The 12,446-nt window shown below is 60.3% G+C and carries 10 protein-coding genes and 1 tRNA gene; 9 read left to right on the top strand and 2 right to left on the bottom strand.

Annotated features, from left to right (window positions below; all coding sequences use genetic code 11):
- Positions 1–244: 244 nt before the first annotated feature.
- From FHL16_RS12490 to FHL16_RS12480, 3 genes are all read left to right on the top strand, one after another.
- A tRNA-Met gene (locus tag FHL16_RS12490) sits at positions 245–321 on the top strand.
- Positions 322–600: 279 nt separating this feature from the next.
- Complete coding sequence (gene mprF / locus FHL16_RS12485; protein WP_077748355.1) at positions 601–3,243, top strand: bifunctional lysylphosphatidylglycerol flippase/synthetase MprF; 2,643 nt, start codon at positions 601–603, stop codon at positions 3,241–3,243.
- On the top strand, positions 3,243–4,538 hold the full coding sequence (locus FHL16_RS12480; RefSeq protein WP_077748354.1) for a virulence factor family protein: 1,296 nt from the start codon (positions 3,243–3,245) through the stop codon (positions 4,536–4,538). Before mprF ends, FHL16_RS12480 begins: the two co-directional genes overlap by 1 nt.
- Positions 4,539–4,686: 148 nt before the next feature.
- Here FHL16_RS12480 and FHL16_RS12475 read toward each other — a convergent pair whose 3' ends face one another.
- A complete protein-coding gene (locus tag FHL16_RS12475) occupies positions 4,687–4,977 on the bottom strand; it encodes a Phd-YefM (RefSeq protein WP_077748353.1) in 291 nt (96 codons plus the stop codon).
- 401 nt (positions 4,978–5,378) lie between these two features.
- On the opposite strand from FHL16_RS12475, the gene FHL16_RS12470 reads away from it, so the two are divergent.
- Positions 5,379–5,705 carry a DUF3077 domain-containing protein gene (locus FHL16_RS12470; protein ID WP_010462680.1) on the top strand — a complete coding sequence of 109 codons (327 nt, stop codon included), beginning with the start codon at positions 5,379–5,381 and terminating at the stop codon, positions 5,703–5,705.
- A gap of 205 nt (positions 5,706–5,910) precedes the next feature.
- Here FHL16_RS12470 and FHL16_RS12460 read toward each other — a convergent pair whose 3' ends face one another.
- The gene (locus FHL16_RS12460; protein ID WP_077748352.1) at positions 5,911–7,812 is read right to left on the bottom strand and encodes a potassium transporter Kup; all 1,902 of its coding nucleotides are present in this window, start codon (positions 7,810–7,812) and stop codon (positions 5,911–5,913) included.
- Between the two features lie 289 nt (positions 7,813–8,101).
- Here FHL16_RS12460 and rimO point away from each other — a divergent pair, with 289 nt between their 5' ends.
- From rimO to FHL16_RS12430, 5 genes are all read left to right on the top strand, one after another.
- Positions 8,102–9,439: a 30S ribosomal protein S12 methylthiotransferase RimO gene (gene rimO, locus FHL16_RS12455; protein ID WP_010462684.1), complete on the top strand. Its 1,338-nt coding sequence runs from the start codon at positions 8,102–8,104 to the stop codon at positions 9,437–9,439.
- Positions 9,440–9,552: 113 nt separating this feature from the next.
- On the top strand, positions 9,553–10,026 hold the full coding sequence (locus tag FHL16_RS12450; RefSeq protein WP_010462685.1) for an acetyltransferase: 474 nt from the start codon (positions 9,553–9,555) through the stop codon (positions 10,024–10,026).
- Positions 10,027–10,217: 191 nt separating this feature from the next.
- The gene (locus tag FHL16_RS12440) at positions 10,218–10,928 is read left to right on the top strand and encodes an rRNA pseudouridine synthase (protein ID WP_010462687.1); all 711 of its coding nucleotides are present in this window, start codon (positions 10,218–10,220) and stop codon (positions 10,926–10,928) included.
- Between the two features lie 75 nt (positions 10,929–11,003).
- On the top strand, positions 11,004–11,471 hold the full coding sequence (locus tag FHL16_RS12435; RefSeq protein ID WP_010462689.1) for a DUF1456 family protein: 468 nt from the start codon (positions 11,004–11,006) through the stop codon (positions 11,469–11,471).
- Between the two features lie 172 nt (positions 11,472–11,643).
- The gene (locus tag FHL16_RS12430) at positions 11,644–12,414 is read left to right on the top strand and encodes an SDR family oxidoreductase (protein ID WP_077748351.1); all 771 of its coding nucleotides are present in this window, start codon (positions 11,644–11,646) and stop codon (positions 12,412–12,414) included.
- Positions 12,415–12,446 lie beyond the last annotated feature (32 nt).

The following is a 12,446-nucleotide window of genomic DNA, read 5'->3' as shown; positions in this document are numbered from 1 at the left end:
CCCGAAGGTCGTCGGTTCAAATCCGGCTCCCGCAACCAAACATCAAAAAAGGCTACTCGAAAGAGTGGCCTTTTTTGTGCGCGCCTGTTTTGTGCCCTCTTCATGAACAGAAGCGAGAAATCGTTCTGATTCCGAAACTTAAGTCTGATCCGCGACCGTTCGCCGCTTATTTACGCTTATTTGACCCGGTTGCAGATTAACGGTTGACACACAGGCGTATCTCTATAGAATGCCGCCACACAGACGCGGGATGGAGCAGTCTGGTAGCTCGTCGGGCTCATAACCCGAAGGTCGTCGGTTCAAATCCGGCTCCCGCAACCAAACATCAAAAAAGGCTACTCGAAAGAGTGGCCTTTTTTGTATCTGTTGAAAAAGTCCTTTCGCAACAATGACCTGTCACTGTGTAGCGAAGCGTTCGGGATCTCCAATGCGATGAGTTCAGACTATGCTGATTCGCAGACAGATCCCCCCGACGCCCAATGACATGCCATCGCCGTCAACCGGTGAGAGGCGTTAATATTTGTGATTATTTTTTTCTACAGGGATTGGTAACTTGGCTGGATACCCCCATCCTGTCGCGCACAATCCAAGAGGTGATTGATGCGCGCCAACTCGTCTGATCCACAAGACACCGTCACAGCGACCCAACCGATCAAGGCAGAGCGCCTGCGCTTGCTGGATCTGGCCAGCAAATATCGCCAGCCCATCGGCCTGGCGGTGACGCTGCTGTTGTTCGCTATCGCGCTGATTGCCTGTCGTCATCTGCTGAGCGAACTCGATCTGTACGCTTTGCACGACTCTATTCTTGAAGTCCCTAAACCGGCACTGCTGGGCGCATTGGCGGCGACCGTGGTCGGCTTCATCATTCTGCTGGGGTATGAATGGTCCGCCAGTCGCTACGCGGGCGTGACGCTGGCGCCGCGAATTCTTGCGCTGGGGGGCTTCACGGCATTTGCCATCGGCAACGCCATCGGTCTTTCGATGCTCTCGGGGGGCTCGGTCCGCTACCGTCTATATGCACGGCACGGTCTGGGGGCGTCAGATGTCGCTCACATGACGTTATTCGCCAGCCTCTCGCTCGGCTGCGCGCTGCCACCACTGGCCGCCCTGGCGACCCTCAGCAATCTGCCTGCTGCTTCGGCGGCCCTGGGATTGTCCGAAGGTTTGCTGGGGGGCGTTGCCGCGGCGGTTTTGCTGCTGTTCGGCGTATTGGCCATCGGCATCTACCGCCGTCGCCTGCCGGAACAACCTTCCCCGGATAACCTGCTGGTCAAGGTCGGACGCCGCACCTTGCGCCTCCCCGGTCGCCGCCTGACTTTCCTGCAACTGATCATCACCGCACTGGACGTGGCCGCCGCCGCGACCGTGCTCTATTTGTTGCTGCCGGAAGCGCCGCCCTTCGGTGCGTTCCTGCTGGTGTACCTGCTAGCCCTGGCCGCCGGTGTGCTCAGCCATGTGCCCGGCGGGGTCGGCGTATTTGAAGCCATTCTGTTGGCCGCCTTCGCCGACACACTCGGCGCCGCACCACTGGCCGCTGCGCTGCTGCTCTATCGCCTGATCTACGTCGTGCTGCCGCTGCTGGTGGCGTGTGTGCTCCTGTTGATCAACGAAGGCCAGCGTCTGTTTCAGTCGCGCCAATCCCTGAGGGCCGCGTCCGGTCTGGCGGCGCCGATCCTGGCGGTGCTGGTGTTCCTGTCCGGCGTGGTGCTGCTGTTCTCCGGCGTCACCCCGGAAATCGACACCCGGCTGGAACACATCGGCTTTCTGATCCCGCACCGCCTGGTCGACGCCTCGCACTTCGGTGCCAGTCTGGTCGGCGTGCTGTGCCTGCTGCTGGCTCAAGGCCTGCGTCGTCGACTGTCCGCCGCCTGGATGTTGACCACCATTCTATTGCTGGTCGGCGCCCTGCTCTCCCTGCTCAAAGGCTTTGACTGGGAAGAAGCTTGCCTGATGACCCTGACGGCGAGCCTGCTGGGTGTATTTCGCCGCTCGTTCTACCGCCCGAGTCGCCTGACTGAATTGCCGTTCTCGCCGCTCTATCTGGTCTCCAGCCTGTGCGTGCTCGGCGCCTCGATCTGGTTGCTGCTGTTTGCGTACCAGGACGTCCCGTACAGCCATCAACTCTGGTGGCAATTCACCCTCGACGCCGACGCCCCGCGTGGCTTGCGCTCATTGTTGGGGGCCGCCGTCCTGCTGGTGGTCGTGTCGCTGACCTGGTTGCTGCGCACCGCGCGCCCGGTGATTCACTTGCCGACACCTGACGAGCTGGATCGCGCCATAAAGATCCTGATGGCCTCCTCCCAACCGGACGGCGGCCTCGCCCTGACCGGTGACAAGGCGCTGCTGTTTCATCCCAACGACGAGGCGTTCCTGATGTACGCCCGCCGTGGCCGCAGCCTGGTGGCCTTGTACGACCCGATCGGCCCGACCCAGCAACGGGCGGAAATGATCTGGCAGTTCCGCGACCTCTGCGACATCCACCACGCCCGCCCCGTGTTCTATCAAGTGCGCGCCGAAAACCTGCCGTACTACATGGACATCGGCCTGACCGCGATCAAGCTCGGCGAAGAAGCCCGGGTCGACCTGAAGCGTTTTGATCTCGAAGCCAAGGGCAAAGAGATGAAGGACCTGCGTTACACCTGGAATCGCGGGACCCGCGATGGGTTGTCGCTGGAGATCTTTGAGCCGGGCCATGCGCCGATGGATGAGCTCAAGGTGATTTCCGATGCCTGGCTGACCGGCAAGAACGTGCGCGAGAAAGGCTTCTCGCTCGGGCGTTTCAGTGACGATTACATCAAGCATTTCCGCGTCGCGGTGATTCGTTTCGAAGGGCGCCCGGTGGCATTTGCCAACCTGCTCGAGACTTACGGCCATGACCTGGCCAGCCTCGACCTGATGCGCGCGCACCCGGACGCGCCCAAGCTGACCATGGAGTTCATGATGGTCGGCCTGATTCAACATTATAAAAATCATGGATACGCGCGTTTCAGCCTGGGCATGGTGCCGCTGTCGGGGTTGCAACCCCGGCGTGGCGCACCGCTGACCCAGCGCCTGGGCTCGATGGTTTTCCGCCGTGGTGAGCAGCTCTACAACTTCCAAGGCTTGCGCCGCTTCAAAGACAAATTCCAGCCTGACTGGGAACCCCGTTATATGGCCGTGCCCGCCGGACTCGATCCGCTGGTTGCCCTGGCCGATACTGCTGCCCTGATTGCGGGCGGCTTGACTGGATTGGTGAAACGCTGATGATTCAACGCTCCTTGCGGTACGTACTGGGCACACTGGTCGTGTTGGCCCTGATTATCGGTGGCGGTTACTGGTACCTGAAGCGCCCGGCCCCCGAACCGACCCTCGAACAGCTGAAGCCGGCTGATGGCACGTCGATGACGCGCGTCATTCCCGGCAACACGCCACGCGCCCAGGTGCTGGTGGCGGTCAATGAAGACCAGAAACTCAGCGACAAACAGTTGATGACCCTGAGCCGCACCGGCTCGGCGCAGATTGTTCAGGTGATCCTGCCCAAGGACTGCCTGCTGCAAAGTCGTGCCCTGCAATCAGGCCTGCGAGAACTCAAAGGCCCGGCGACCCTGGTCAGCGGTATCGGCCCTGGCGCGGTGCTGGCGTGGCGCTGGTTGTCCGAGCAGAAGGACGACAAGGCCCAGGCGGTCTCCGTCGACCTGGCACTGGAAAAACCCGGCTGCACCCACTTGCTGCCAAAAAGTGCCGCTCACGGTCACTGGCTGGTGGCCTGGAACGACAACCCGGACGACACCAGCGCCGGCTTCGTGCGCGATCAAGCCAACGCCGAAACCAGCATCAGCGACTACGACATCAACCTGCCGCAAGTGCTGAACAACGAACTGCGTAAACTCCTGGTCGGCGGCGACAAAGCCGCTGGCGGCCTGCAAATCCCCGTGGTCGAAGTCCCGGCCGGCCAAGCCAAGGACACCGTGACCCTGTTCCTGTCCGGTGACGGCGGCTGGCGTGACCTGGACCGCGACGTCGCGGGCGAGATGGCCAAGATCGGCTACCCGGTGGTCGGTATCGACACTCTGCGCTACTACTGGCAGCACAAGAGCCCGGAGCAAAGCGCTCTGGATCTGGCCGAGCTGATGCAACACTACCGGCAGAAATGGGGCACCAAGCGCTTCATCCTGACCGGCTACTCGTTCGGCGCCGATGTCCTGCCAGCGATCTACAACCGCCTGGAACCCGCAGAACAACAACGCGTCGACGCCATCATCCTGCTCGCCTTCGCCCGCACCGGCAGCTTCGAAATCGAAGTCGAAGGCTGGCTCGGCAACGCCGGCAAAGAAGCCGCCACCGGCCCGGAAATGGCCAAGCTGCCACCGGAGAAAGTGGTGTGCATCTACGGCGAAGAAGAAGTCGACGAAAGCGGCTGCACCGACAAGACCGCCGTGGGCGAAGCGATGAAGCTACCGGGCGGCCACCACTTCGACGAGAACTACCCGGCGCTGGCAAAGCGCTTGGTGGACATCATCGAGAAGCGTCAGGCCAAGGGTGAGACGGCTCAGGAGTGATCTGAGGCGCGCCCACGAAAAAGCCCCCGCAGCCGAAAGGCTGCAGGGGCTTTTTTATAGTTACTGATTCAACTGAACACCACAGCCCGCTCCCACAGGATCCACGTGCCGCCTGTGCGGATGCGTCTACCACCCTCGATACTGGCACTTAGTCTTTCCTGGCGAACCGTGTTCTCATATCGTCGTGACAAATTACACTGGCCTGATCAAAACCGGCCAAGCGCTCCGCAGCTGCTGCTTCAACGCAAAGATCATTAATCTCGTCGAGCATTTCCTGATAGGCATCGACATTGATAATGACCGCTGCTGGCTGATTATTTTGGACAATGACCATGCACTCAATGGCACGGCTAGAGATCTCCTTGAGTTTCGTACTGAAGCCCCTGACCATTGCAGTTGTCGATACTGCTTGGACAGCACGCACTGATGATGCCGCCATACTCACCTCTCTCAAATACTGCAAATCTGAACGCGCAGCTCAACGTACCGTTTACTTAACGTGTCGCAATATCGGAAGACGCCCGCGGACCTTGTAGGCAAACTCCGAATCTCGTGTTTGGGCACTTTGCCGCCTTGTTGCGTTTTTCTTCGACGGGATACTCTCCGGACGTCGCTGACCATTCAGCGATCGGGCTTGGAAACCCGTCGGATCACAGCGCAACAGCACCTCCACATCGATTCCAGACGTTTTAACGACTGCGAACCTGGTGTTATGGCGGCTGTGCGTGGGACGCCTTCGGGCGTGCCGGTTCTATGGTCCCCGGTTTCCAACCTGCGTACAGCCGCCACCCATTCGCTTGGAAACGAACGTGGCGACTCCTCTAATGCTGGAGAATGACCATGACTAAAATTGATTCAACCGCGATCTCAGAATTAAAAACCATAGGCTACACCCCACTCATCTACTGCCCGGATCAGGCGCTATTCAACGTCCGCGCCGGCGTCCCCATCGTTGATGCCTTGTCACAAGCCTCTGACCTGCTGTTCCTCGGCAAATCATTCGCCGAGGATGCTGCCTACGCGAGAGACACCGACCGCCACGCCTGGGCCGCTCACTATCTGACGGCGATGGGCAAAGCCGTGATTGATGATGTTGTGAAGGTGCTGACGCCGCGACCGGCCCGGACGAAGACCGAATCAGAAGAAGGGCTGCCTGAGTGCCAGTAAGCGCACAGACATGAAACACCGCCGCCCCTTGTGGGAGCGAGCCTGCTCGCGAAGGCGTCGTGTCAGCCACTATCAAGGTTGGCTGATACACCGCTTTCGCGAGCAGGCTCGCTCCCACAAGGGACCTTCTTGGCCTTCAGGGCGAGATTCCAGGCACAAAAAAGCCCCCGCTGCCGCACTGGCAACGGGGGCTTTTCAATGGGGCTTACATCTCGACCTGAGTGCCCAGCTCAATCACCCGGTTCAGCGGCAGATTGAAGAAGCGCAAATTGCCATTGGCATTCCTCAACATGAAGGCGAACAGCGCCTCGCGCCAACGGGCCATGCCTTCGAGTTTGGAGGCGATCACCGTCTCGCGGCTGAGGAAGTAGGTGGTGCGCATCGGGCTGAAGTCGAGGTCATCGAGGTGGCACAGTTTCAGTGCTTGCGGCACGTCCGGCTCGTCGACAAAGCCGAAGTGCAGGATCACCCGGAAGAACCCTTCGCCGTAGGAATCGACTTCGAAGCGTCGGCTCGACGGTACTCGCGGGATGTCTTCGTAGACCACGGTCAACAGCACCACTTGCTCGTGCAGTACCTGGTTATGCAGCAGGTTGTGCAACAGCGCGTGCGGTACGGCATCCGGGCGGGCGGTCAGGAACACGGCGGTACCCTGCACGCGATGCGGCGGTTGTACGGCGATACTGCTGATGAAAATCGGCAGGGGCAGGCCGCCCTCGTCCATGCGTTCCACCAGCAGTTGTTTGCCGCGTTTCCAGGTAGTCATCAGCACGAACAGCGCGATACCGGCGATTACCGGGAACGCACCGCCCTGAATGATTTTCGGCACGTTGGCGGCAAAGTACAGACCGTCCACCAACAAGAAGCCGAGCAACAGCGGAACAGCGAGCACCGGCGGCCACTTCCACAGCAGCAATATCACCGCCGACACCAGGATGGTGGTCATCAGCATCGTGCCGGTCACCGCCACGCCGTAGGCCGAGGCCAGGGCGCCTGAGGACTCGAAGCCTAGCACCAACAGGATCACGCCGACCATCAATGCCCAGTTCACCGCACCGATGTAGATCTGGCCCTGCTCGGCGCTGGAGGTGTGACGGATGTGCATGCGCGGAATGTAGCCGAGCTGGATCGCCTGACGGGTCAGGGAGAACGCACCGGAGATGACCGCTTGCGAGGCAATCACCGTGGCCATCGTCGACAATCCCACCAATGGAAGCAACGCCCAGCTTGGCGCCAACAGGTAGAACGGGTTGCGAGCGGCTTCCGGATCACCCAGCAACAGCGCTCCCTGGCCGAAGTAGTTCAGCACCAGCGCCGGCAGCACGAGGATGAACCACGCACGGGCAATCGGCTTGCGCCCGAAGTGGCCCATGTCGGCGTACAGCGCTTCGGCACCGGTCAACGCCAGCACCACCGCGCCGAGGATCGCCACGCCCATGCCCGGATGCTGGGTGAAGAAACGCACGCCCCAGACCGGGTTCAGCGCTTGCAACACTTCCGGGTGCTGCAAGATGCCGTGGACACCCAGTGCACCGAGCGCCACAAACCAGGTGACCATGATCGGCCCGAACAGAATGCCGATGCGCGCGGTGCCGTGGCTCTGAATCAGGAACAGCGCCACCAGCACGACCAAGGACAGCGGCACCACCCAATGGTCGATGCCTTCGAACGCCAGCCCCAAGCCTTCAATCGCCGAGAGCACCGAAATCGCAGGGGTGATCATGCTGTCGCCATAGAACAGCGCCGCACCGATCAACCCACACACCACCAGCAACGCCCGCAACTTCGGATGCCCCGCTGCTGCTCGCCGGGCCAGCGCGGTCAAGGCCATGATCCCGCCTTCGCCCTGGTTGTCGGCACGCAGCACGAACATCATGTATTTGATCGAGACGACCCAGATTAGTGACCAGAAGATCAGTGCCAGGATGCCCAACACGCCGTCATGGTTGACCGGTACGCCATAGCCACCGGAAAACACTTCTTTGAGGGTGTACAGCGGGCTCGTGCCGATATCGCCATAAACCACCCCGACCGCCGCGACCAGCATGCCGATCGGCTTTGCCGCCGAATGCTCGGCACCCGCTGCCTGACTACTTGCCTGCCCCATCCAAAACTCCTACTACTCAGACCCGGACTTCTTATAAGAAGCACTATGCTTTGCCGTGCAGCATGCGCTGTTTTACATGACGTTACAGACGTTTCATTGACTGTAAAAAATCGGTAAAGCGTAAAGGCGCGAAGCATAGCGCAGCACTCGTCGTATTTCCCTGCATAAAGCTGGTCAAGTGCGCGTCTCATCGCTAGAATTGCGCACTTTTTGACCAGAGGCGCAACATAGCGCCCGTCTGTCGCCTTGCCGTCTTCGGCTGGAGGCGTCCCAAATACCGAGGTTAGACATGTCCACCACTCCTGCGCCGGCCAATCCAAAAGTTGGCTTCGTATCCCTGGGTTGCCCCAAAGCACTGGTCGACTCCGAGCGCATCCTTACCCAGCTGCGCATGGAAGGCTATGACGTCGTGTCCACTTACGAGGACGCCGATGTCGTGGTGGTCAACACTTGCGGTTTCATCGACTCGGCCAAGGCTGAGTCCCTGGAAGTGATCGGCGAAGCCATCAAGGAAAACGGCAAGGTCATCGTGACCGGCTGCATGGGCGTCGAAGAAGGCAACATCCGCAAGGTGCACCCGAGCGTGCTGGCCGTGACCGGTCCGCAGCAGTACGAGCAAGTGGTCAACGCCGTGCACGACGCCGTGCCACCGCGCCAGGATCACAACCCTCTGATCGACCTGGTGCCGCCGCAAGGCATCAAGCTGACCCCGCGCCACTACGCCTATCTGAAGATTTCCGAAGGCTGCAACCACAGTTGCAGCTTCTGCATCATCCCGTCGATGCGCGGCAAGCTGGTCAGCCGTCCGGTCGGTGACGTGCTCGACGAAGCCCAGCGCCTGGTCAAGGCCGGCGTCAAGGAGCTGCTGGTGATCTCGCAAGACACCAGCGCCTACGGCGTCGACGTGAAGTACCGCACCGGTTTCTGGAACGGCGCGCCGGTGAAAACCCGCATGACCGAACTCTGCGAAGCCCTGAGCACCCTCGGCGTCTGGGTTCGCTTGCACTACGTTTACCCGTACCCGCACGTCGACGAGCTGATCCCGCTGATGGCCGCCGGGAAAATCCTGCCGTACCTGGACATCCCGTTCCAGCACGCCAGCCCGAAAGTCCTGAAAGCCATGAAACGCCCGGCCTTCGAAGACAAGACCCTGGCGCGCATCAAGAACTGGCGCGAGATCTGCCCGGACCTGATCATCCGTTCGACCTTCATCGTTGGCTTCCCCGGCGAAACCGAAGAAGACTTCCAGTACCTGCTGAACTGGCTGACCGAAGCGCAACTCGACCGCGTCGGCTGCTTCCAGTACTCGCCAGTCGAAGGCGCACCGGCCAACCTGCTGGACGCGGCCATCGTGCCGGACGACGTCAAGCAAGACCGTTGGGATCGCTTCATGGCGCACCAGCAGGCCATCAGCTCGGCGCGCCTGCAAATGCGCGTCGGCCGTGAAATCGAAGTGCTGGTAGACGAAGTCGACGAGCAAGGCGCCGTTGGCCGCTGCTTCTTCGATGCCCCGGAAATCGACGGCAACGTGTTCATCGACAACGGCAGCAACCTCAAGCCAGGCGACAAGGTCTGGTGCAAAGTGACCGACGCCGACGAATACGACCTGTGGGCTGAACAGATCTAAACGCAAAAAATACGAAAAGCCCTGCTCTCTTGACGAGATGCGGGGCTTTTTTAGGTCTATCGTTTTGTGGAAGAAAGGACTCGCACACTCCACGGTAAAAGGGGCATCCGGCCATGCGCCAACATTCGGTCATCCACACGCCGAAACAGAGCGACTACGAAGAACTCACACAAGTCTGGGAAGCTTCGGTGCGCGCCACCCATGACTTTCTGCCGGACAGCTACATTGAATTGCTGAAGAACCTGGTGCTGACCCGCTACCTCGACGCGGTGATGCTGATCTGCACCAAGGACTCGCGCCAGCGCATCACCGGGTTTGCCGGGGTGGCGGCGGGCAAGATCGAGATGCTCTTCATCGACCCGGCCCACCGGGGTCAGGGTTTGGGCAAGCAGTTGCTGCGTTACGCCATGGAACACCTGAACGCCAACGAGCTGGACGTCAACGAGCAGAATCCGCAGGCCTTGGGGTTTTACTTCAAGCAGGGGTTCGAGGTGATTGGTCGTTCGGAGGTCGATGGCATGGGTCAGCCTTATCCGTTGCTGCACATGCGTTTGCGCCAGGCGCAACAAAAGACCCGCAACGGCTGACACAACATGAAACCCTTGTGGAAGCGAGCCTGCTCGCGAAAGCGGTCTATCAATCGACATTGATGTTGAAGCTGAAGACGCTTTCGCGAGCAGGCTCGCTCCCACATTAAAAGCACATGCGGCAAATGGAGCCGGGATTAACCAGCGCCCAGCAGGTACAATGCCCACCCCTTTTTTGTTACGGCCCTGTCATGACTGACCCGATTCGTCTCTCCAAACGCCTCATCGAACTCGTCGGCTGTTCCCGTCGGGAGGCTGAGCTGTTCATCGAGGGCGGCTGGGTCACCGTGGACGGTGAAGTCATCGACGAGCCGCAATTCAAGGTCGACACCCAGAAAGTCGAGCTCGACCCCGAGGCCAAGGCCACTGCGCCGGAACCGGTGACCATCCTGCTGAACGTGCCCGTGGGCATGGACGCGGAAACCGCAATGGCGACCATCAGCGCCGAGACCCTGAGCGAAGAACACCGCTTCAGCAAACGTCCGCTCAAGGGTCACTTCCTGCGCCTGACCGCCAGCACCGACTTGCAGGCCAACGCCAGCGGTCTGCTGGTGTTCACCCAGGACTGGAAGATCCTGCGCAAGCTCACCGCCGACTCCGCCAAGATCGAACAAGAATATGTCGTCGAGGTAGAAGGCGACATGGTGGCTCACGGCCTCAACCGCCTGAACCACGGCCTGACCTACAAAGGTAAGGAACTGCCGCCGGTCAAAGCCAGCTGGCAGAACGAAAACCGCCTGCGTTTCGCGATGAAGAACCCGCAACCGGGCGTGATCGCCCTGTTTTGCCAGGCCGTTGGCCTGAAGGTCGTCGCCATCCGCCGCATCCGCATTGGCGGCGTGTCCATCGGCAAAGTGCCGTTGGGGCAATGGCGCTACCTGTCCGGCAAAGAGAAGTTCTGAGACTTTTCACGCCGCCACACATTCCGGCGCCGCTGTTTACGCGGCGCCCACTGCTGAATATCAGGATTGCACACCATGATTCATAACGACGTACTGCGCAGCGTGCGCTACATGCTCGACATCAGCGACAAGAAAGTCATCGAGATCATCAAGATCGGCGGCATGGACGTGTCCCTGGAAGACCTGCTGACCTACCTCGACAAGAAAGAGGAAGACGAGGAAGGCTTCGTGCGCTGCCCGGACGAAGTCATGGCGCACTTCCTCGACGGCCTGGTGATCTTCAAGCGCGGCAAGGACGAAAGCCGTCCGCCGCAGCCGATCGAAGTGCCGGTGACCAACAACATCATCCTGAAGAAACTGCGCGTGGCCTTCGAACTGAAAGAAGACGACATGCACGCGATCCTCAAGGCGTCCGAGTTCCCAGTGTCCAAGCCTGAGCTGAGCGCACTGTTCCGCAAGTTCGGCCACACCAACTATCGCCCGTGCGGCGACCAGTTGCTGCGCAACTTCCTCAAGGGCCTCACTCTTCGAGTGAGAGCGTAAAGCAGCTGCAAGCTACAAGCCGCAAGCGGATGGTGTCTAGCTTGTAGCTTGTAGCTTGTAGCTTGAAACTTGCAGCTGGGCCGTATGGCCCCTCATTCCTCGCAAAAATAGTGGCTCCGCTTCTGGCGGCTGACGACTAGGGTGTATTGACCCTCAGCTCTCAGGATTCGCCATGCACCCGTACTTTTCCCTGCAAGGCCGCACCGCTCTGGTGACCGGTGGCACCCGTGGTATCGGCAAAATGATCGCCAAGGCGTATGTCGAGGCCGGCGCCACCGTGTACGTCTGTGCCCGGGATGCCGAAGCGTGTCAGCAAACGGCTGACGAGTTGAGCGCCTTGGGAACCTGCCATGCCGTGGCCGCCAATCTGGCGACTGAAGAAGGCGTGCAGCACTTGGCCATGCGGCTGGGCGAGCAAATCAGTCATCTGGACATTCTGGTAAACAACGCCGGCACCACATGGGGCGCTCCGCTGGAAAGCTATCCGGTCAAGGGCTGGGAGAAGGTCATGCAGCTTAACGTGACCTCGGTGTTCAACTGCATCCAGCAGTTTTTGCCTTTACTGCGCAAGGCGGGTTCAGAGGCGAATCCGGCGCGGATCATCAACATCGGTTCGGTGGCGGGGATTTCGTCCTTTGGCGAACAGGCGTATGCCTACGGGCCGAGCAAGGCTGCCCTCCATCAACTGTCGCGGATTCTGGCGCGGGAGCTGGTGAGCCAGCACATCAACGTCAACGTGATTGCGCCGGGGCGCTTCCCGAGCAAGATGACGCAGCACATTGGTAACGATGAGCAAGCGCTGGCGGAGGATACGGCGCTGATTCCGATGAAGCGCTGGGGCCGGGAGGAAGAGATGGCGGCGCTGGCAATCAGTCTGGCAAGTACGGCGGGGGCTTATATGACCGGGAATGTTATTCCGCTGGATGGTGGGTTCAGTCTCTGAGATTGGCGGTGCGGCCTTCGCGGGCAAGCCTC

Source organism: Pseudomonas sp. FSL W5-0299, from assembly GCF_005930655.1.
In the GTDB taxonomy this organism is placed as follows: Bacteria; Pseudomonadota; Gammaproteobacteria; order Pseudomonadales; family Pseudomonadaceae; genus Aquipseudomonas; species Aquipseudomonas mandelii.
This window is presented reverse-complemented; position numbering and strand designations above follow the sequence as displayed.

Coding starts and splice junctions, on each gene's coding strand:
- FHL16_RS12470 (WP_010462680.1), top strand. CDS start 5,379: ATGACTAAAATTGATTCAACCGCGATCTCAGAATTAAAAACCATAGGC.
- rimO (WP_010462684.1), top strand. CDS start 8,102: ATGTCCACCACTCCTGCGCCGGCCAATCCAAAAGTTGGCTTCGTATCC.
- FHL16_RS12440 (WP_010462687.1), top strand. CDS start 10,218: ATGACTGACCCGATTCGTCTCTCCAAACGCCTCATCGAACTCGTCGGC.
- FHL16_RS12460 (WP_077748352.1), bottom strand. CDS start 7,812: ATGGGGCAGGCAAGTAGTCAGGCAGCGGGTGCCGAGCATTCGGCGGCA.
- FHL16_RS12480 (WP_077748354.1), top strand. CDS start 3,243: ATGATTCAACGCTCCTTGCGGTACGTACTGGGCACACTGGTCGTGTTG.
- mprF (WP_077748355.1), top strand. CDS start 601: ATGCGCGCCAACTCGTCTGATCCACAAGACACCGTCACAGCGACCCAA.
- FHL16_RS12475 (WP_077748353.1), bottom strand. CDS start 4,977: ATGGCGGCATCATCAGTGCGTGCTGTCCAAGCAGTATCGACAACTGCA.
- FHL16_RS12430 (WP_077748351.1), top strand. CDS start 11,644: ATGCACCCGTACTTTTCCCTGCAAGGCCGCACCGCTCTGGTGACCGGT.
- FHL16_RS12450 (WP_010462685.1), top strand. CDS start 9,553: ATGCGCCAACATTCGGTCATCCACACGCCGAAACAGAGCGACTACGAA.
- FHL16_RS12435 (WP_010462689.1), top strand. CDS start 11,004: ATGATTCATAACGACGTACTGCGCAGCGTGCGCTACATGCTCGACATC.